The organism is Acinetobacter nectaris CIP 110549 (genome assembly GCF_000488215.1).
Classification (GTDB): domain Bacteria; phylum Pseudomonadota; class Gammaproteobacteria; order Pseudomonadales; family Moraxellaceae; genus Acinetobacter; species Acinetobacter nectaris.
This window is the reverse complement of record NZ_KI530734.1, coordinates 96636-117722: the sequence shown is the minus strand read 5'-3', so window position 1 is coordinate 117722 and position 21087 is coordinate 96636. Positions and strand designations below refer to the sequence as shown.

Genomic DNA, 21087 nt, shown 5'->3' with positions numbered 1-21087 from the left:
ATATAAAATTAAGAAATTATAAAAACCGATAATTGTGCTGATCATCGAATTGAGGTTTGTTAATATGACCTGTCTTTTTGTTGTTGTATCAAAATATGTCAGTTCAAAAGAAAAAAACTCAGCGCCGTCATATCCATGGTGTATTTCTACTTAATAAGCCTTTGCATCTAAGTTCTAATGCTGCCCTACAAAAAGTACGTTGGTTATTTCGTGCTGAAAAAGCAGGTCATACAGGTGCATTAGATCCACTAGCAACGGGTTTATTGCCAATTTGCTTAGGTGAGGCAACGAAGTTCTCTCATTATTTACTCGACTCAGTCAAGCGCTATGAAACGACAGTTAAGCTAGGTATTGCGACAACAACGGGAGATGTAGAAGGGGATATCCTTCAGCAACGTCCTGTACCTGAGCTAACTCAAGAAAAAATAGAAAAAGTACTCGATTTATTTCGAGGTGATACCCAACAAGTACCACCAATGTATTCTGCTTTGAAAAAACATGGCAAACCACTTTATGAACTTGCGCGACAAGGTATAGAAATCGAGCGAGAAGCACGTCCAATTACGATATCAGATTTAACACTTGTTGCATTTACTGAAGATAGTCTGACACTAGATGTAACTTGCTCAAAAGGAACGTATATCCGTGTGCTTGGGGAAGATATTGGTGAGGCCCTTGGTTGTGGTGGTCATCTTTCTGCATTGCATCGCGTTGGTACAGGACATTTTGATTTAATTCCAGAATATACCATCGAATTTTTAGAAAGCTTGACCGAACACGAAAGAGAAGCTTTATTGCTTCCTGCATTTGCACCTGTTGAGCATTTCACACGTGTTCAAGTCCCAGAGGGTCGAGAAAAATACTTCTGCAATGGTTTAGAAAGCAATATTGATCATGCGGAAGAAAGCCAAGTTTTGGTTTTTGATGGAGAGTTGTGCCTTGGTTTGGCAGAAATAACAGATAAAAAAAGATTGGTTCCAAAACGAGTTTTAAACCTACATAAAAGTTAATAGTGAGTAAAAGATAAATGGATGTATTAACTGTAATAACGCTGATTGGATTTGCTTTTACAGCAGGTGCAGTTGATGCTGCTGTTGGTGGTGGTGGGTTAATCCAAATTCCCGGTTTGATGAGTACATTTCCTCAGATGCAGCCTGCAACAGTAATTGGTACAAATAAACTTTCATCGATTTTTGGGACAGCATCGGCAGCTTATACTTTTAGTAAAAAGGTAAAACTGCAATGGGCCTTATTAAGTGTAATTGCAATTTGTGCACTCATCAGTGCATTTGCGGGTGCTGCTTGTTTGTCATTGATTCCACAGTCTGTGCTCAGACCATTGGTCTTTGTTTTACTTATTGTTATTGCAGTTTATACGTTCATAAAAAAAGATTTTGGACAAACAGATAACCAACTTGAAGTGAGTAAGAAAGTGCTTATCTATGCAGCTATAGGTAGCCTTATTATTGGATTTTATGATGGGTTATTTGGACCGGGTACGGGCAGTTTTTTCATTTTCTTTTTTATTCGGTTTCTCGGTGTAGACTTTGTACATGCTTCTGCATTGTCTAAAATTGGCAATTTTATGACTAATTTTGCAGCCTTGAGCTTTTTCATTCCAACAGGTCATGCACTAATTGGTATTGGTTTAATGATGGCTACAGCCAATATTATTGGCTCGGTGGTTGGTGTTAAAGTTGCTTTAAAATATGGTAGTGGTTTCGTGCGAAAAATATTCTTAGGACTTGTTTCTGTCTTAATTGTTCGTATTGGCTATCAAATGATTAAAGGCTAAAGAAAGGATCTTTTAAGATCCTTTCTTTTTATCTTTTTTAAATTGCTGTTCGAGCTGTTTTTGTTTTTTACGCATTTTTCGTTCTAAGTTGAGTTTGGCAAAATGTGTCGAGCATGTACAACCAATTGAAGCAATAATAATGGTAGATAAAGCAAACCATTGAGAAACGAGTAGGCTTTCATGTAAAAAAATGAATCCTGAAATTGCAGCAACAGCAGGTTCTAAACTGGTGAGTGTACCAAATACTAAAGGTGGAATACGTTTGAGCACAATGATTTCAAGTGCATAAGGTAAAGCACTCGCCAAGACAGCAAGTAAAAAGAAGTAACCTAATGATTTTGCTTCAAATGCATGTGTAAAGCTACCACTATTGAGTGCAAATGGTAGTACCACCAATGTACCAATAAACATGCCTAGACACGCGGTATGTGTTCCTGAAATACCTGCATCTTTCTGACCTGAAAGAATGTAGCAAGCCCAACATGCTCCAGCGCCTAGAGCATATGCAATGCCTACAACATCGAAAGAAAGTTGACCTTTGTTAAAAGGAAAGAGTAAACACATACCTAAAATAGCGAGTCCAACCCAAATAAAGTCAAACTTTTGTTTTGCATGAAATAATGCAACAGCCAATGGGCCAATAAATTCAAAAGAAACAGCAATACCTAATGGTAAGTATTTGAGTGACATATAGAAAAGTGCATTCATTCCACTGAGTGCTATGCCATATGTAATAATTGTTTTCCACTGAATATTATTCCAGTTGATTGTCCATAAGCGACCAACAATTGCTAGAATGGCTGCACCAATTCCTAAACGCATAGTTGCGACAACAAGAACATCATGTGTTTGGAAAAGTGTTTTAGCAAGAGAGCCGCTAAATTGAATACTTACAATAGCGATGAGTAGTAAGAGGATCGCAGAGCTGTAGTTATTTTGGTTTTCTATTTTCATATAGGCCTTTTTATTCAGAATAAAAAAAGCCACAACTAAAAAGTTATGGCTTCTTTAAACATAGGTTTAACTTAGAACAAAACACGAATACGGATTGTTCCTTCAACTTGATGCAGCATATCAAGCGCTTCTGCGGAAGCAGATGCATCTACGTCCATAACAAGGTAACCAACATCATCTTTAGTCATTAAAGACTGACCTGAAATGTTGATGTGCTGTTCTGCAAATAAGGTATTAATTTTTGATAATACACCCGGCACGTTTTTATGAATATGTAGTAAACGGTGCTTGCCTTCTGCTAATGGAAGTGCAATTTCAGGGAAGTTAACCGCAGAAAGTGTCATACCCTTGTCTGAGTAAGCAACAAATTTCTCAGCAACTTCAAAACCGATATTTGCTTGAGCTTCCATCGTTGAACCACCAACGTGTGGTGTTAAGATCACGTTGTCTAAGCCACGTAGAGGAGACTGGAATTCCTCATTGTTGCCTTTAGGCTCTTTAGGGAATACGTCAACTGCCGCACCCGCTAAATGACCAGATTTAATTGCATCTGCAAGGTCTTCAATAACAACACATGTACCACGTGCTGCATTTAAGAAGATAGAACCTTGCTTCATTTTATTAAACTGTTCTTTAGTGAAGAAGTTACGTGTTGATGGCACATCAGGCACATGTAATGTAACAACATCTGCAGTTTCAAGAAGTTCATCTAATGAACCTACTTGGCGTGCATTGCCCATAGGTAGTTTTGTGACAGTATCAAAGTAAATAACGTGCATACCTAAGCTTTCTGCAAGTACAGAAAGTTGTGAGCCAATTGAACCGTAGCCGACAATCCCCAATGTCTTCCCACGTGTTTCAAATGAACCAACAGCAGTTTTTTGCCATCCACCACGATGACATGTTGTCGACTTTTCTGGTACGCCACGAAGTAAGAGAATCGTTTCAGCTAAAACAAGTTCTGCTACTGAACGTGTATTTGAAAATGGTGCATTAAATACAGGTATACCACGATACATGGCTGCTTTTAAATCAACCTGATTGGTACCAATACAAAAACATCCCACAGCAATTAGTTTGTCTGCTGCTTCAAAGATTTCTTCCGTTAATTGAGTACGGGAGCGAATACCAATAAAGTGTGCATCTTTAACAGCTTCTTTTAAAGCTTCGCCTTCTAATGCAGTTTTGTGATATTCAATATTCGTGTAACCTGCTGCATTTAATGTGTTAATTGCATTTTGGTGTACACCTTCAAGGAGTAAAAAACGAATTTTATCTTTATCAAGAGATAGATGTTGGCTCATTACGGCTCCGCTACAAAGGCCAAATATTGGTTTCAGTATGATAACATAATGATCAACAACTTGTTTATTTCTTGCTAGGTTTGCCAAGATGAGTATTGCAGCACAGTTATCGCCACAATTATTAGCTCAATTGACCGAAATTGTCGGTGAAAGTCGAGTGAAAACAGATGCCAGTAGTTTAGAAAATTGGGGTAAAGATTACACCAAACATTTTGAACCGAATCCATCCGTTATTGTTTTTCCTTCATCTACAGAACAGGTACAGCAAATTGTTCAGTTTGCCAATGCAAATCAAATTGCAATTACGCCATCGGGTGGTCGTACAGGGTTATCTGCAGGGGCAGTTGCAAGTAATGGTGAAATCGTTGTTAGCTTAGATAAGATGAGCCAAATTTTAGATTTCTTCCCAGCAGACCGTATGGTTCGTATTCAAGCAGGTGTAGTGACTGAGCAACTTCAAGAATATGCTGAATCTAAAGATATGTACTATCCTGTCGATTTTGCATCTGCGGGTTCAAGCCAAATGGGTGGCAATATTGCAACCAATGCGGGTGGTATTAAAGTCATTAAGTATGGCATGACACGCAACTGGGTGTTGGGCTTAACGGTTGTGACAGGCAAAGGTGATGTATTACGCTTGAATAAAGGCATGATAAAAAATGCAACAGGCTATGCATTACAACACTTATTTATTGGTAGTGAAGGTACTTTAGGTATTGTGACTGAAGCTGAAATTAAGCTAGAGCGTAAGCCACATGACCTACAGGTGATGGTGCTTGGTGTACCTGATTTCGATGCAGTGATGCCAATTTTACATGCATTCCAAAGTAAAATTGATTTAACAGCATTTGAATTCTTTGGTGAGGTTGCAATGCAAAAAGTACTTGACCATGGTCATGTACAACGCCCATTCGATACAGAGTGTCCATATTATGTGTTGCTAGAGTTTGAAGCACCATATGAGCCAATTATGGATGCAGCAATGGAAATTTTTGAGCATTGCATGGAAGAAGGTTGGGTACTTGATGGTGTTCTGAGTCAAAGCCTAGACCAAGTTGAAAGTTTATGGCGTTTGCGTGAAGATATTTCAGAGTCTATTGCACCATTTACACCATACAAAAATGATATTTCTGTGTTAATTACGCATGTACCTGCATTTATTAAAGAAATTGAAGAAATTGTAGAGCAGAACTATCCAGATTTTGAGATTTGTTGGTTTGGGCATATTGGTGATGGTAACTTACACTTAAATATTCTAAAGCCTGAAAATTTAGATAAAGATGACTTCTTTGCAAAATGCAAAGTGGTCAATGAACATGTGTTTAATACAGTTCAGAAGTACGATGGTTCAATTTCAGCAGAGCATGGCGTAGGTATGACGAAGAAGCCTTATCTTGCGATGACGAGAAGTGCAGAAGAAATTGAATATATGAAAGTATTGAAAAAAGTTTTTGATCCAAACTCAATTATGAATCCGGGTAAGTTATTTGACTAACCGAATCTAAATAAAAAAGAGCGATATGATATCGCTCTTTTTTATGTTTTAAATGGCTTTTGTATGTTGAATCAGCCAGTTTTTTGCCTCTCCTGTGAGGTGAGGGAGTAACGTATTTTGAACTTGCTCATGGTATCTATTGAGCCATTGTTTTTCTTGATCTGTTAAAAGATTTTGCTGAATGCATGCAGTACTAATTGGACAAAGTGTAAGATTTTTAAAACATAAAAATTCACCATATTCTTGTGTTTCATGTGGAACAACCTCATTTACAATAAGGTTTTCGATACGAATACCCCATTGTCCCTCTCTATATAGACCCGGCTCATTGGAAGTAATCATTCCTTCAAGCATCGCGGTATTTTTATTTACAGGTGCATAGTAAGAAATGCTATGAGGTCCTTCATGCACATTGAGTGCAAAGCCAACGCCGTGCCCTGTACCATGTCTAAAGTTTAAGCTTTCTTGCCAAAGGGGTTGTCGTGCAATGCTGTCTAATAGTGGTGCGGGTAAACCAATAGGGAAAATCGCTTGTGCAAGTGCAATGTGGCTTTTTAAAACAAGTGTGTAGTCATGCTTTTGTTCATCTGTTGGTGTGCCAATTGGAATAACACGGGTAATGTCTGTTGTGCCATCAATGTATTGTCCACCTGAATCAATTAAGAGTAATCCATTGCCTTGAATATAAGAAAACTGTTCTTTCGTGGCTCTATAGTGTGGCAGTGCCCCATTGGCATTAAATCCTGCAATAGTGGCAAAGCTTGGCCCAAGAAAACCATCTTGTTCTGCACGATAAGCAGTAATTTTCTCATCTATCGTGAGTTCAGAAATAACTTCCTGATTTTGAACCGCATGCTCAAGCCAACTGAAAAAATGGCATAAGGCAATACCATCTTTGAGCATCGCATTTTGAATATGCTGAATTTCACTTGGTGACTTGACTGCCTTAAAGCGTGTTGTTGGGTTAAGGTTTTTTACAATTTCTGTTGCTTGAGGTAATGCATTTGCATGGTAAATCGAGACTTTGTTGGGGTCGAGTAGAAGTGTTTTATCTGTAATTTGTGCAAGAAATTTTGCACTGTTTTCATACGGTAAAATCTCAATTTTATCTTTTAAAAGCGCTTGTTTAAGTTCGTGTGGTATTTTTTCTTCATAAATAAATAAAGTGGTCTCACCCTCTTTAGAAATATACATATGGGCGAGAAAAATAGGGTTATATTCGACATCTTCACCACGACAGTTAAGTAACCAAGCAATATCGTCTAGGCTAGAAATGAAGTGTCCATCTATATGTTCAGTTGAAAGATATTGGCTCACTTGTTGTATTTTTTCTAAACGAGTGAGGTGGTTTAAGCCTGCTTGCATTTCATACATAGGTTGTTTAGGCAGTGCAGGACGGTTTTTCCAAAGTGGTGAAATAAAATCTTTTGTCGTTTCGCAAGCAATATTTTTTTTACTCAATGCTGCTGAAAGTTGTTGGTATTGTGAGATTGAAAGGGTCTTTCCATCTGTTGCGACAATATCATTTGGATTTAGGTGTTTGGCAAGCCATGAAATATGTGTAGAGGCAGGGTCTGCATTCAATTTTTGTAATTTTATTTCTGTATGACGAAGTTGTTGCTCTGCTTGTACCCAATAGCGCCCATCTACCCATAGACCTGCTTCATTTTCGGTAACGACCAATGTACCGACGGAGCCTGTAAAGCCCGACAACCATACACGAGTTTGCCAATATTCAGGCAGATATTCAGACATATGTGGGTCTGCACTTGGAATGATATAGGCATGAATATGATGTGTCTGCATTTGCTGACGCAGTTGTTTTAATTTCTCTTGTATCGACATATCTTGCATAAAGCATCAGCCTTTATTTGTAAAATAATAAATAATATAACACTTAGTGATCTTACGATTTTGATCTCAATCGTATGCTTTAGAATATTAAAATTGGGTTGAACTCTAAGGTTAGGGTAGTTATAGCGATTCGACCTTTATATAAAAATATGCTAATGTTGCGCTCCTTGAATTGATCAAAAAATGTCACTGTTTAGTTCATATACATGAAAGCAAATTCAATGCCGCATTTATTTCCAATCAGTTGGTGCTGTATACGTAATTTGTGAATTCCCATAGTCTCTCGTTCAGCAAATGGCACCCTCTGACAGTTTTAAGATGCTCTTGCTGTACCTCGTTATTTTTTAGAAAAAAATGCAAAATACTCAAGCAAAAACATTAGGTCTTGCGACGTTAATGTTCCCTCTCGCGCTTGTTCTGTTTGAATTGGCGACTTACATTTGTAATGATTTAATTCAGCCTGCGATGTTGCCAATTACGCAGTATTTTGGCGTGAGTCCAACATGGGCTCCTTCTGCAATGTCATTCTATTTATTGGGTGGTGCAGGGGTTGCATGGCTTTTTGGCCCTTTGTCAGACCGTTATGGCCGTAAAAAAGTATTACTGGCAGGCGTATTATTCTTTACTGTCTGCTGTCTTGTAATTTTAGTCACCCAAAATATGTATCAATTCCTTATTTTGCGTTTCTTGCAAGGTTCTGGGTTGACCATTGTTTCAGCAGTAGGTTATGCGGCGGTACAAGAGTCATTTGAAGAGCGTGATGCGGTGAAAGTCATGGCGCTAATGACCAATATTTCATTGCTTGCACCTTTGTTGGGACCTGTTTTCGGTGCATTCCTCATTGATCATATTTCATGGCATTGGGGCTTTATCTTTATTGCATTGATGTCATTGGTAAGCTGGTTTGGTCTTAAGGCATATATGCCTGAAGTGAAGCCACCTGTTGAAAAAAAACCAATGAGCGATTTGTTTGGTGACTTTAAAAAAGTGTATGCCGATAGCCACTTTTTAAGTCTAGCCATTGCTTTACCATTGGTTGTTTTACCATTGATGTTATGGATATCCATCTCTCCTGTCATGTTGGTGAATGAGCTTGGTTTATCGAGTCTACAATATGGCCTATTTCAAATTCCTATTTTTGGTGGTTTGATTCTAGGTAACATTGTTTTAATTAAAGTTGTCGATCGTTACCCACTAGGTAAAACCATTCTTGCTGGTTTTCCAATTATGCTTGCAGGGGCAGTGATTGCTGCATTGGGGCTTGTTGTTCCATCGCTCACATTACCTTTCCTTTTAATAGGTTTAACACTTGTAAGTTTTGGGGAAGGGATTGCAGTATCTGTGGTTTTCCGTTTTGCATTTTCTTCGTCAGATATGCCAAAAGGAACCGTTGCAGCAGCAATGTCTATTTTAAATATGCTTTGCTTCTTTACAGGGATTGAAATTGTCCGTGAGCTATATAGTCACTTCCATATGGCGGCTTATTTACTTGCAAGTATTTTAATTATATTAATTTGGTTTACGTTCCCACGCCGTGCTTTGCTTAAAGGTATGCGTTTAAGAGCAGAGGCCGAAGCCAAAGAGCAAGCATAAATAATCATCATACAATGCTAAATAAAAGGGAGTCTTAGAACTCCCTTTTATTTTATCTCTTGTGCAAGAAGTGTCTGTTTTAGTGTGCTAATTTCAGGTAGCATTTCAATAAGTAAGGAAATTTGTTTGAGTGTGAGTTGAAGCTGTGCAGATAAATTTGCTTGAGACGATAGTTCTTCAATTTCTAAAATTTTTGCTTCAATATTTTGCTGAGATAGCGGATATTGCTTAATTAAAACTTCTCGAAGTATTTGACCACACCATTGCATGAGCGACAGAATCTTTTCATCATCGACAGTATGACGGTGTGCACCGAGTGCAGAAATATAGCTGAGTTGACTATGGCTTAAAATAAGATAACGAAAGGCATCATGAATGAGTGTTTTGTTAGGGTTCGGTTCGGTACTTAAACTTGAAATCATATTTGCAAGCTCAGTCTGCCTGTTATGCGCAAAACGCCGTGCGGTACGGTAGCTCATGCCATTATCACGACCATATTCATATTGGTAGCTAATTTCATCGAAGTAGTCGAGTGTTGCAATGTCACTATTAATAATATTTTTAGAAATATTACGACATTGCCAATCAGGCCAAATAAAACTCACAGCAAACCAAGCAATAAAACAGCCAAGCAATGTATCTATAATTCTAGGCAAAATAATATCGTATGCAGAGCCTTTTAGACTAAAAATAAGTAAGACCATGAGTGTTGCCATAAGTGTTGCCATGGCATATTTCTTGACACGCAAATAGAAAAATAGCACTGCACAAATGACTGTGAGCATAAGCTGGCTTTCTGTATTTTGTATAAAATACAGGATAGGAACACCAATAATAACGCCTGAAATAGTACCCAATGTTCGCATTTTTAGGCGACTTTTTGTTGCAAAATAACTGACTTGGCAAACGAAAAGACTTGTTAAAAGTATCCAATAACCATTCTTAGAAAATGGAAAAAGTGAAATGCTGTAACCTACACAAAAAACAAAAGCAATGCGTACTGCATGGCGGAATAAGGCAGACTGAGGTGTAAGGTGTTGTCTAAACTTTAGAACAAGATCTCCCCAATCTTGAATGTCATTGTCTAAGAGGTTTGTATTATCTGCGGTTATATTATGAATAGCGGGTGGGTTTTCTACCTGCTGTGTAAGTGTAAGCTGAAAGAGCTGTTCATAAATATTTTTTAAATTGTTGAGAATAAGGCATAAATTTTTTACTTCGCGGTTATTCGGGTTCTCTTCAATCCAATCATGCATGGAACTTTCTAGTTGAGAAAGTGCAATAGTATGTTCTTCTTTTACTTTATATGCAGTGTGCTGCAAAATAGATTGTGCAAGATCTGTACATGCTTGAGATGTAAGTTGAACAGTTTTTTGTATTCTAAAAATAAGGTCACTACGGCTAAAGTTTGTACCAATACGTTCGTAGTTTAAGTAGTTTGATGCAGCTTGTTCATGAATATCTTGTGCAAAAAAATGGAGGTGCAGCCATCTTAGGGTGTTTTTATTTGCACGTGATGCTTTAAGCCGTGTCAAAAGTGCACTTTTAGTTGTATCTAGATGCTGAACAAGGTTTGCATTTTTAATTGAAAGGGTTAAAAGAAGATTGTGAATCTGTTCTTTATTATTGTCTGGGTCAAAGAGTTTAGATTTATGGGTGAGAAGATCTGAAATGGAAAGAAAGGTTGTTGCTAAGCTATCTTGAACAAAAAGTGTGGGTTTTAATAAGTAGAATATAATGGAGGTGACGCCATACCAAAGTGCACCAAAGACAAAGCATGTGGGTTGAAAATACCAAATGGCATGGTCATCTAAACCGAACATTGTATAAATAGAAAGTAGAATTGTACCAAAGGAAATGACAGCGTAGCGTTGCCCTAAGCTTCCAAGCAAAATAAGAAAGCCACTAGAAAGTGAAAGATAGAGAATAAAAAATAAGGGGTAGGGTGCAAGAAACTCTAAAATACTACTGGTAATAAAAAATAAGATACACACATAGAGTAAGTTACGAAGCCTAATGCTAAGCCGATCATCAAAGTCGGTCAGTGCAGCCGCAATTGCGCCAAGGGTGACAGGCACAATATATTCGTTATAGCCTATATAGTATAAACCGAGTAGTGTGCCTGAAAACACAATAAAAATTTGTAGGCAATAAATGAAAAGTACATTCGATTTATACTGATTTAATTTCTCTAGAAAGCTGCTCACAGACGTTAAAACACCTTTAGTTTTTCTAAAGATTGTTCTTTTTTTAATGTGCTGTCAAATCTTTTAACGTCTAAAGAAGCATCAGTTTATTTGACTATATTTGCATTAATTACATTCCATGTTGTATCTGGTGTAAATTGTATTGCAGACATATTCATTTCTATGGGTGTACGTGCATTTACACCATTAATTATAACCTTTCCGGGAGTATCTGAGGAAATGTCATGGTAATTTAAGTCATGCCAATAGGCTTGATCATAACCAGATTTCTTTTCATAGACTGTATCAATCACAATAGGATATTTTACATCATGCATGTGCACATGATTGTATGAGATATTGGCAACTTCACCTGCAGCAGATTGATCACTTTTAATTCTTAACCCATTGGTTGTATGATCCATTGTTAAGTCATCGACTCGTATGTTAAATACGCCGCCATTGGTTTCACTTCCAATAGACATACCATGTCCTGTTCCGAAATAGTTATGGATGAATAGCATATTTTCTGCGGGTGCAGTATTGGCTTTAATTGCAACATTGTCATCGCCTGTACTAATTTGGCTATATGCAACGATCACATTTTTTGATGATCCCGGATCAATACCATCTGTATTTCGTGCATTTTCAGGCGTTTTTATATTTACCCCCCAAGCCGTTAAGCCATCACTTTCTTTAAATACGACATGAAAGTTAGGGGAGTTAATGAGATGAATATTATAGAGGGTAATATCTTGGCTATGATTCATTTGAATAAGCCGAGGATTATTTTGTTTGAGTTTCGCTTGTTTTGCATCGGTTGCCAATGACCACCATGTTGTACTTGGTATATCAGTGAGTGGAATGCCTCCCTGTCCATCAATTGTTCCCGGGCCATATAATCCACTATGTTTAACATGATCAAATGTAACGAATGGTTGGCAGCCACTGCCATGATGATCGAGTGTGCCACATGTTTCTTTACCTTTATCAAAAGAAGCAGCACGATTGATTGCTTTAAGTGTGACGCCTGATTGAATTACTAAGCTACGGTCAGATGGTATAAAGAGAGGACCACTAGTGAATAAATGCTGTTCACCATTTGGGGCTAAGTAAACTGCTTTTCCTTTTTCACAATGGTTTAAGGCTTGTTGAATAGTTTGTGTTGCATCTGTATTGTTTGCCATGAGTACATCGCAACTATTTGGCGTTGTAGGCTCTTGAAGTACAAGGTCTTTTGCAAATAATGAGCTTGTTGGTGAAAGTAGATTGATACAGGTAAATACAGATGGAATAAGAGTGCGATATATGGCTTTAAGCTTCATTTATAATGACAAGTAATATATTGAAAATAATAGCTTAAATGAGGAATATGTAGTGCTTAAGAGAATCACTTTATTTTTTGTAATAGATCAAACATGCTTAGGAAAGATGCTGTACTTTCTAAAAAGTACAGCATCTTTAAATGAAATTAGTAGCCAACAGTAAAGCGTTCGCGGATATATTGTTTTTTCTCTAAAGCATCAACAAAAGCAATTGCATAATCTTCCGCAGAAATTTGACTACCTTGCTCATTACTTATTAGCGTATCTTTAGCTATACGGAACTTTCCAGTACGTTCACCAGGTTGAAATAATGCAGATGGGGAAACAAATGTCCAATCTAGGTCTTGCACTTGTTTAAGTTGGTCTAGATACACACAACCCGGCTCTGCTTCACTGCGGTATTCCTGAGGAAAGTTTGGTGAGTCAATCAGACGTGTTTGATCTGGTAAAAGTAGACTGCCTGCACCACCAACAATAAGATAGCGTTTTACACCAGATTCTCTTACCGCATCAATGAGTGCTTCACCATCAAGGTCTGCAAAACGTACAGCGCTAATAACAGCATCGTGACCTTTTAAAACTTCAATCAGTGCTTTTTGATCTTTAATATCTACAGCTTTTGCTGTTACAGCATCATTTTTTTCAACTTTATCGACATTTCTTGCAATCGCAGTGACTTGATTTCCACGTGAAACAAGCTCATTGAGAATGCGAGAACCAGCCATACCTGATGCACCAATAATAGCAACTTTCATATTTCTACTCCTATATTTTATTCTTAGATTATCGTGTTGAATTTAAGATTTAAACAGACCAAATTAAGATAAACTGTTACATATATTGAAACAGTACTTTGCTTATTGGAAGTGGTGTAAATCTTTTATATTCTAGTGAATTTATGAGTATTCATTGATATTAAAGGGTGATAAGTACGTAGAAAAATGTAAATTATGATTATTTATTTTGTATGGTTAGATTCGATCTCTCAAAGGACTCTTTCCAAATAGCTAGTAAAATTGCAAGAATAACAGGCCCAAGAATAAGACCAATAAATCCAAAGCTTGTGACACCACCGAGCACACCAAACATAATAATTAAGAAATGAATATTTGTTGTTTTTGAAATAAAAAGTGGTCGAATAATATTGCTAGAGGGTGTTACAACACAGCAACCCCATACAAATATAATCAGTGCAGATACTGCTTGGTTTTGTGATAGTAACCAAAGTGCGATACTGCCGTAGCAGATAGGTGTGCCTAGAGGAACAAAGGCAAATAAAAATGTGAGTAAAGTGATGAGTAGGGTATTGGGGAGACCTACAAAAATATAACTGAGCCCAGCCAAAAGCGATTGGATAAAAGCAGTAAACCCAATGCCATAAATGACAGCATGTGTTGTTTGTGCAATTGTTTTTAGATAAGGTTTTGAACGTTCACCAAGTAAGTTTTCTAAAATAGAATAACTTTGCACACGTAACTTATCACCATCCCTATACAAAAAAAACAGTGAAATAAGCATGCAAAATAAATAAAAAACACGTTGGCTCAATTCACTTAAAATGATGCCACCATAATTTAAGTGGGCTTGAAGCCAAGACATAATTTTTTGAATAAAAAGATGCGGATTGGTATTTATTTGCAATACGAGCTTTTGTAATATTTCGCTGAGAATAGGGATATGCTGTAAAGAAGAAGGAAGAGCTAATTGACCAAGTTGTAAAGTATGTTGTGCCTCAATAAATAAAACTTGAGCTTCTTTTTGTAGTGTAAATAAAGCAATAAGGAAGGGAAAACCAAAAATAGTCATAAACAATACAAGCATGATTGACGCATTCATTATTTTATATTGGTGACCGAGTTTACGTTGAATAAGTGTATATAGTGGCCAAGTCATGTAGGCAATAATCAATGCCCATAATATAGGAAAAATAAAATATTTAAGAACAGAAAAACTCAAATATATAAAAATGAGCAGTATAAGAAGAATTACAATATGTTTGAGTGATGGGACTGTATCTTTTTGCATTTTTGCTCTGTTATTTTCTCAAATGGAAGTAAATAGGCAATAAGCAAGGCATAGAAGATAAGTCCCTTAATATTTATGAGTAATTTAGTGGCTTAAAACCATTCCGTATCATCTTCAATAATACGATCTAAAATGGGCTGCCATTGTTTTTGAATATCTACAAAACGTTTTTGTTGATGGTCAAAAATACTTAAACCTTGCATTGCTTGCTGTCCGTAAGCGGTACGTTCAGAAATCCATGCGATTGGTTCATGCTCAACCTTTTTAAAGAAATCTTGAACTTCTTGCGATTTCATACTGTGATATTTCACACGATTGGCAAGCAGTAAGATATCTACTTTTCCTTTACGAATTCTTTTAATATCTTGTAAACGTTTTAAGAATTTTTTTGTACTATTTAGATCGAAAAAAGAAGGTTGTAATGGTGTAATAATTGCGTGGCTTTCGCTAATAAGCTGTTCTGCATGTTCTCCAGAAACAGCACCAGGAGCATCAATAATCAGATATTCGATATCTTTAGGTACATCACCAATTGAATTCTCATTTCTCCAATCGAGTGAGCGAATCTTATATGCTGTATCTGGGCGTTGCTTCAGCCATTGTAATGTTGATTTCTGAGTATCTGCATCTGCTAAAGCGACTTGATAGCCTTTTGCAGCCAGTGCAGTTGCAATCGTAATTGCTGTATTGGTTTTTCCACATCCGCCTTTTTGGTTTGCAACTAAAATTGTTTTCATGAGAGATCGTATATTCTGATTTGTAATAATGTAACATCTTTTTAACAAAAAATTAACATTTATAACAACTGAGGATCTAGATTGTTGTGATGTTAAAATTTGGGAGATTAATTTCTTTCACTATGAATAACAGGAAAAATAACGAATGTCCATCTGGATTTCAGCATTAATTGGTGGCTTTATTGGGGCAATTCTAACAACAATATTTTTGTCTAGTTTCAGAAATGGAAAAATTCAGGCTGAATATGAGCAATATATTGCAGAATTAGAACTAGAACATCAGGAAGCTTTAGCAGAAGCTAGAAAAAGGAGTGTAAATACCAGTCGAGCTGTTTTAAAAGGAAAGATGGCAGAGCAATTTGCACCGTTATTTCCTGAGTTTGAATACTTACCTGCAGATGCTCGATTTTTAGGAGATCCAATAGATTATGTTGTATTTAATAACTATAGTGATTTTCGTGATGGAGAGGCACATGCTGATGAAATCGAAGTGGTGCTCATTGATATTAAAAGTGGCGGTGCACGCTTAACTAAAGGTCAGCAAGCTATTGCAAGAGCAATTCAAGCAGGTCGAGTGCGCTTTGAAATGATTAGAATTAACCAATTTTGATAGGTGAAATTTAATGTAAAAATAATCTATTTTTATTTACTCAAAAGTCAAATTTATAGATTGAAAAGTTTCATTGCTTGGGTTTAATGTATTATATTCTGAGAGTGTCGTAGGTCAGTGACGATGCTTTTAATAATGGAATAATGATATAAAAACGAGTGAGCAAAAATGAAATATGCACTTTGCATCAGCGCGCTCTGTATGGGATTGTTATTGGTTGGCTGTTACAGCAGTAGTCCAACTGTGGATGGGAAAACACATGTTTTCACATTAAAGCAAAAATGCCCTGCATTGCTAGAAATGAAAGTTGGACAAAGTTTAATGTTCCATGCGCCTGAAAACCCGAGTACAGGATATCAGTGGCAATTGGTTGAACCATTAAAACTTTTTAGTGTAGATGAAGAGGAGCAAAAGCCCAAACAAGAGGAAGATAAACCGCTTGTTGGACAAACCGCAGAAAAAATTTATCAGTTTGATGCAGAGCAACAAGGGGAGGAAGAAATACGTTTGGTATATGTCCGTCCATGGGAGAAAACTGCAGCTCCTGCTGAGAGCTGGCAATGTCGTATACGTATTTCTTAATGTTTAAGTCGTAGATTGTTTTTTCCAAGCAATAAGCTGTTGCTCTGCTTGAGTTAAAATTTGAATATTGGCAGGAGTAGGGTGCTCATTGGTCAGTTGAGTCTTACTTTTTAAAAAAGCCGCCTGCTGTTGCCAGTATTGATTTAATAAACCTTGAATATAGTGTCCTTGGTCAGTTTTTAAATCAAGATCATCTAACATATTTACTGCTGCACGTGCCTGCTCATATTTCCTTTGTAGTATATAGTCTTCTCTTAGAATATTTTGTTGTTTAAGTTGGACGAGTTCATTGTAAATACCTTGAGTGGTTGTACTAAAGTCATCATTGAACTGGTCAAGCTGCTGAATATCATCGATATCTTCTTGAGTCGCTTTAAATGAGCGTATATTTGTTTGTACACTAACTTCTTTTTTAGTTGGGTTAGCTGAAGGCTTTGTATCTTTTTCTTGGCAACCCCCAAGGTGAATTGCCAAGATACTGAATAACAAAGTTGTGTATATTTTTGGATGTTTCATAGAGCTATGTTCAAGAACCTTTAATTTATTCTAAACGGATAAAATCGTAAGTATAAGTACAGTATGGAAAGTCAATAATATCTGTAGGTGTCTTGTTAAGATAATCATAAACAATACTTTCTAATGTTTTCTGAATACGTTCTTGTTCGTTTAAAGGTAGGGCAGCAATAAAGCTTGTAGAGCGAAGGCGCTGACAAACAACTTTTTCCACTGTACCTGTATGAGTATAGCTAAATTCTTTCTCAGATTTTTTTAAAAATAAGTTTTGATGCTCGAAAGCATATTGCCATTTTTGGTGATGAAACCGAGGGGTATTGTCTTCAAATGAAGCGATTACCTCTGAAATGGCCTGCACCCATGGATATGATGTATCGCGATAATTCCAAATAAGACCAAAATGTCCTTCAGGCTTTAAAAGGCGATGTACTTCTTGTAAGGTATCTATATGAGCAAACCAATGAAAAGCCTGAGCAGATACAATGGCATCGACACTTTGGTTTTCTAAAGGAATATCATGACTAAAAGCTGAAATGAGAGGAATGTTAGGGTGTTGTTGCTCAAATTGTTCTGCCATTGCTTTGACTGGTTCAACAGCGATTATTTTACTTTGTGTTTCTGCTAAATAGTGTGTGAATTTACCTGTACCAGCTGCGAGATCTATAGCTGTTGTTGATGAGTTTAAACCGATATCTTCTGTTAACCATGAAGTAATAGCAGATGGATAGTTTGGTCGCGCATACTCATACATTGAGGCATCTTGACCAAAACCCTGTTTAGCTGTTGGATGAATTTCTTGTTTCATAATAATGTTTTTAACCTGTGTCTCTTATTTATTCTTTCATCATAATTGGTTAAGCTGAAATGAGGATTGATGTATAGAAATAAACAGGAACAGATATACTAAATATTCTTTAGCAGAGAATTTTATATAGTCACTAAAAGAAATATTACTTTTTTAATATATAAATGATGGAGTTGAATATGGCATTACAACAGAGTATTCCTGTTCATACATTACATGATGGATACGGTATTCCCGCAATTGGGTTTGGTACATACACTTTAAAGGGAAATAATGGTGTAGAAACGATGCTTGGCGCGATTGAGCAAGGTTATCGTATGCTAGATACAGCATTTAATTATGAAAATGAAGGTGCTGTGGGGCAGGCTGTACAACGCTCGGGTATAGAAAGAGAAGAGTTTATTATTACTTCTAAATTACCGGGAAGACATCATGCATATGATGCAGCACTTGAAACAATTGAAGAATCGCTCTTTCGTGCACAACTGAGTTATTACGACTTATACCTTATTCATTGGCCAAACCCAAAACAGGGGCTGTTTGTTGAAGCATGGCAGGCTTTAATAGAAGCACAGAAAAGAGGTCAAATTAAGTCGATTGGCGTAAGTAATTTTTTACCTGAACATATAGAGTTGTTAAAGCAAGAAACAGGAGTTGTTCCTGTTGTTAACCAGTTGGAAATCCATCCATTTTTTAATCAGCAAGAAACCAGAGAATATAACCAAAGAAATGGTATTGTGACTATGGCATGGAGTCCATTAGGTCGCGCCAGTGATATTTTACATCATCCTACATTAGAGAAAATTGCGGCAGATGTTGGTAAAACAGTGCCACAAATTATTTTAAGATGGCAGTTTCAGTTGGGTGTGATTACTATTCCAAAGGCAACCAGTACGAAAAATCAGGTTGAAAATAAGTCTATCTTTGATTTTGGTTTAACAGATGAGCAAATTACTGAAATTAATGCTTTAAGTAAATCGACTGGGCGTTTGCAAGACCAAGATCCAGCAATATATGAAGAGTTTTAATATATTAAAAAAGCAATGAGAGGAAAATCTCATTGCTTTGGAATCTTATAACAGTTTTTTATATGATGATTTATGCAGTTTCACTACTAAGTTGATAAAAACGCTGTAAAATTTTTGTTAGGCGGCGTATTTCAGGCTGAGGCATTCTGCTTTCTTGTAGTAATGTAACAACTGTCATATGTGAACGTTTTAGTTCTAAAATTGTAGTACAGCCATTAATATATCGAATATGTGCTTTACCCATTAAGCCACAATGTTTTTGCAGCGCATCGACCATCATCTGTTTCATGTTGTCGAAACTAAATTCAATATCATATTCTTCTGCATCTTTTGCAACAGGTGTTGCAATACTTGGTGCAGGTTCAGTTTTAATAGCTGCTGGTTGAGTTTCCTCCGTAAGAGTTGGTGTATTGACGACTTCTTTTGGCTTTTCAATAGGCTCTACAACAGCAGTAGTTTCCTGATTTTTTCGAATGAACCCTAGTGAAAGTAATCCACCTAGTACTTCAGAAGTACATAGTTTTTCTTTGACAGCAGATGAAAGTTTTTCGAAATCACTTGTGCCGATAAGAAGAAGTAGTTGTCTTTGTTTAGAGGAAAGAGCGCGGTCTCGATTTTGTAATGCCGCAAATCCTTCAGATGTTCTTATATATTGCATGCCCCAGATTCCAAGATGGACAGATGATTAACTTTGTAGCAATACTCTTACAAATTGATATGACATTTTCATGAAGTTGCTGAATTCCATTGTCTTTTTTATAGGGAAAAAATTGTATTTATTTTTTAAATTTGATGAAAATGTGTACTAGTATGCATTAATCTTGCTTTATGTGTGACTTCTTAGCAAGAATTTCTCTTTTACATAAGTTTGAGCAAAAATGTTATATTTATACAATTCATTTGATTTGGCACTATAAAAAAATAGTTTTGCCCTTATATCTTTCTATTATGGCATCTGATTTTTAGGTCGCCATTCATTTTTAAATTTCGGTGTGTAATGGATAAGCAAATAATTTTTGAAGACGAACAAATCAGAGTTATTTTTCTGAAAGGTAACTCAGAAGAGTTGATTTTTTCGTTTGGTGATTTAATCACTCGTGCGAAAGGCTTAAGTATTAATGCCGAAAAATCTTTAATGAAATATGACTACAATGTTATTGGCATTATGCCAAAAGAAAAGTCATGGTTTCCTGTAGAAAGCATGCAGAATATGATGGAGGCAGTCGCACCATATTTAGCCCAATTTAAAACGGTTGTTGGCTATGGCGGTTCAATGGGGGGCTATGCTGTCTTAAAATATTCCAAATTGTTGAATATGTCACGTGCAATTGCATTTGTTCCACAGTTTACGATTGATCCTCAAGAAGTTGAAGATCGCCGTTATGCAGAGTTTTTTGATGTCAGTCTGCATCGTGATATGAAAATACAAGAACAAGATGTCTCTAAAGACACGGACTATATTATTGTGTATGACCCATATTATGAGAATGACCGAGAGCATTATTTAAAAATAAAACAAATTTTACCTGCTGTGATGACACTTAATCTTCCATTTACAGGACATGAAGCTTTGTCAGTTTTGGCAAGTTCGAGCTTGTTAAATGATTTTATTCGACATGACCTAGACCAGCCTTATTTCTATGAGCAAATGCGTCAGGTGAAAAAGAAAAGTAAGTTTTACTATCGTAATGTAATTGGTAATTTGATGTCACGCCATAGTAAGGCACTGGGTCGTATTTTAAAGAATAATGATTTGCAACTCGATGCACAATATTTAGACCCAACCCTTAAACAGCTCATTACTCGTGTGATGCTAAGTCGCCGTCAGGTGACAGAGCAAGACTTACAAAAACTTGGAATTAAAGTTAATTTGCCACAAGAAAGTCGTCAACAGCTACAAGATAGCTTCGGCAGTTTTCTAGTATTTAATGTGATTAGTAATAAAGTGGAAAGTTATTCACAAGATGCGATTGATTTAAACCATAAATACTTACTTCCTTTAATGGCAAAATCGAGCTGTCTGGTGAAAGTAGAGCTAAATAGCGAGCGTTATTTAATTGCAATGAATGATCGCCGTGTCATGAAGTTATTTAAAGAAGATGATGCTCTGACAAGTGATATGAATCCGTTGGTACTTAAAAAATATTTAGATTATTATGTGATTAGTTATAAAAATTTAAATTTAAATACTGATGATCATGGACTATGCAGTTTTGTAGAAGCACCTGTCAGTGATAATGAAAAATTAATTTTAGTTTAATATTAAATATAGAAAAAAGCG

At 36.5% G+C, this 21087-nt stretch carries 19 protein-coding genes; 8 read left to right on the top strand and 11 right to left on the bottom strand.

What is annotated here, in order from left to right:
- The first annotated feature begins 95 nt into the window (after nt 1–95).
- Nucleotides 96–1010, top strand: coding sequence for a tRNA pseudouridine(55) synthase TruB (truB, locus tag P256_RS09490; RefSeq protein ID WP_023273466.1), 915 nt, complete (start codon nt 96–98; stop codon nt 1008–1010).
- A gap of 17 nt (nt 1011–1027) precedes the next feature.
- Nucleotides 1028–1795, top strand: coding sequence for a sulfite exporter TauE/SafE family protein (locus P256_RS09485; protein ID WP_023273465.1), 768 nt, complete (start codon nt 1028–1030; stop codon nt 1793–1795).
- 12 nt (nt 1796–1807) lie between these two features.
- Here the strand turns inward: P256_RS09485 and P256_RS09480 are convergent, their stop codons facing one another.
- Both P256_RS09480 and serA read right to left on the bottom strand, forming a co-directional pair.
- Nucleotides 1808–2749, bottom strand: a complete 942-nt coding sequence (locus P256_RS09480; protein ID WP_023273464.1) for an EamA family transporter — start codon at nt 2747–2749, stop codon at nt 1808–1810.
- Nucleotides 2750–2820: 71 nt separating this feature from the next.
- Entirely contained in the window at nt 2821–4053 is a 1233-nt protein-coding gene (serA, locus tag P256_RS09475; protein WP_023273463.1) for a phosphoglycerate dehydrogenase, read from the bottom strand.
- Nucleotides 4054–4141: 88 nt separating this feature from the next.
- On the opposite strand from serA, the gene P256_RS09470 reads away from it, so the two are divergent.
- Complete coding sequence (locus tag P256_RS09470) at nt 4142–5548, top strand: FAD-binding oxidoreductase (RefSeq protein ID WP_023273462.1); 1407 nt, start codon at nt 4142–4144, stop codon at nt 5546–5548.
- 48 nt (nt 5549–5596) lie between these two features.
- Here P256_RS09470 and P256_RS09465 read toward each other — a convergent pair whose 3' ends face one another.
- Nucleotides 5597–7402 carry an aminopeptidase P family protein gene (locus tag P256_RS09465; RefSeq protein ID WP_023273461.1) on the bottom strand — a complete coding sequence of 602 codons (1806 nt, stop codon included), beginning with the start codon at nt 7400–7402 and terminating at the stop codon, nt 5597–5599.
- Between the two features lie 354 nt (nt 7403–7756).
- On the opposite strand from P256_RS09465, the gene P256_RS09460 reads away from it, so the two are divergent.
- Nucleotides 7757–8995: an MFS transporter gene (locus tag P256_RS09460; RefSeq protein ID WP_023273460.1), complete on the top strand. Its 1239-nt coding sequence runs from the start codon at nt 7757–7759 to the stop codon at nt 8993–8995.
- A 47-nt stretch (nt 8996–9042) separates the two neighbouring features.
- On the opposite strand, the gene yccS is transcribed toward P256_RS09460, so the two are convergent.
- The 5 genes from yccS to P256_RS09435 form a co-directional block, all read right to left on the bottom strand.
- Complete coding sequence (gene yccS / locus P256_RS09455) at nt 9043–11202, bottom strand: YccS family putative transporter (protein ID WP_023273459.1); 2160 nt, start codon at nt 11200–11202, stop codon at nt 9043–9045.
- 86 nt (nt 11203–11288) lie between these two features.
- Complete coding sequence (locus tag P256_RS09450) at nt 11289–12506, bottom strand: glycoside hydrolase family 28 protein (protein WP_023273458.1); 1218 nt, start codon at nt 12504–12506, stop codon at nt 11289–11291.
- 146 nt (nt 12507–12652) lie between these two features.
- Nucleotides 12653–13261, bottom strand: a complete 609-nt coding sequence (locus P256_RS09445) for an NAD(P)-dependent oxidoreductase (RefSeq protein WP_023273457.1) — start codon at nt 13259–13261, stop codon at nt 12653–12655.
- Between the two features lie 199 nt (nt 13262–13460).
- The gene (locus tag P256_RS09440) at nt 13461–14531 is read right to left on the bottom strand and encodes an AI-2E family transporter (protein WP_023273456.1); all 1071 of its coding nucleotides are present in this window, start codon (nt 14529–14531) and stop codon (nt 13461–13463) included.
- Between the two features lie 92 nt (nt 14532–14623).
- Entirely contained in the window at nt 14624–15268 is a 645-nt protein-coding gene (locus tag P256_RS09435; RefSeq protein WP_023273455.1) for a ParA family protein, read from the bottom strand.
- 145 nt (nt 15269–15413) lie between these two features.
- Between P256_RS09435 and P256_RS09430 the strand changes: the two genes are divergently transcribed.
- Both P256_RS09430 and P256_RS09425 read left to right on the top strand, forming a co-directional pair.
- Entirely contained in the window at nt 15414–15878 is a 465-nt protein-coding gene (locus tag P256_RS09430) for a Holliday junction resolvase-like protein (RefSeq protein ID WP_023273454.1), read from the top strand.
- Between the two features lie 168 nt (nt 15879–16046).
- Entirely contained in the window at nt 16047–16460 is a 414-nt protein-coding gene (locus P256_RS09425) for a protease inhibitor I42 family protein (RefSeq protein ID WP_023273453.1), read from the top strand.
- 3 nt (nt 16461–16463) lie between these two features.
- Here the strand turns inward: P256_RS09425 and P256_RS13000 are convergent, their stop codons facing one another.
- Both P256_RS13000 and P256_RS09415 read right to left on the bottom strand, forming a co-directional pair.
- Nucleotides 16464–16976 (bottom strand): hypothetical protein, encoded by a 513-nt coding sequence (locus P256_RS13000; RefSeq protein WP_023273452.1) that lies wholly within the window; start codon nt 16974–16976, stop codon nt 16464–16466.
- A 25-nt stretch (nt 16977–17001) separates the two neighbouring features.
- Nucleotides 17002–17778 (bottom strand): class I SAM-dependent methyltransferase, encoded by a 777-nt coding sequence (locus tag P256_RS09415; protein ID WP_023273451.1) that lies wholly within the window; start codon nt 17776–17778, stop codon nt 17002–17004.
- A 179-nt stretch (nt 17779–17957) separates the two neighbouring features.
- Here P256_RS09415 and P256_RS09410 point away from each other — a divergent pair, with 179 nt between their 5' ends.
- Nucleotides 17958–18806, top strand: coding sequence for an aldo/keto reductase (locus P256_RS09410; RefSeq protein ID WP_023273450.1), 849 nt, complete (start codon nt 17958–17960; stop codon nt 18804–18806).
- Nucleotides 18807–18876: 70 nt separating this feature from the next.
- Here P256_RS09410 and P256_RS09405 read toward each other — a convergent pair whose 3' ends face one another.
- Nucleotides 18877–19464 carry a hypothetical protein gene (locus P256_RS09405; RefSeq protein WP_023273449.1) on the bottom strand — a complete coding sequence of 196 codons (588 nt, stop codon included), beginning with the start codon at nt 19462–19464 and terminating at the stop codon, nt 18877–18879.
- A 339-nt stretch (nt 19465–19803) separates the two neighbouring features.
- On the opposite strand from P256_RS09405, the gene P256_RS09400 reads away from it, so the two are divergent.
- Nucleotides 19804–21066, top strand: a complete 1263-nt coding sequence (locus tag P256_RS09400; protein ID WP_023273448.1) for a hypothetical protein — start codon at nt 19804–19806, stop codon at nt 21064–21066.
- Nucleotides 21067–21087 lie beyond the last annotated feature (21 nt).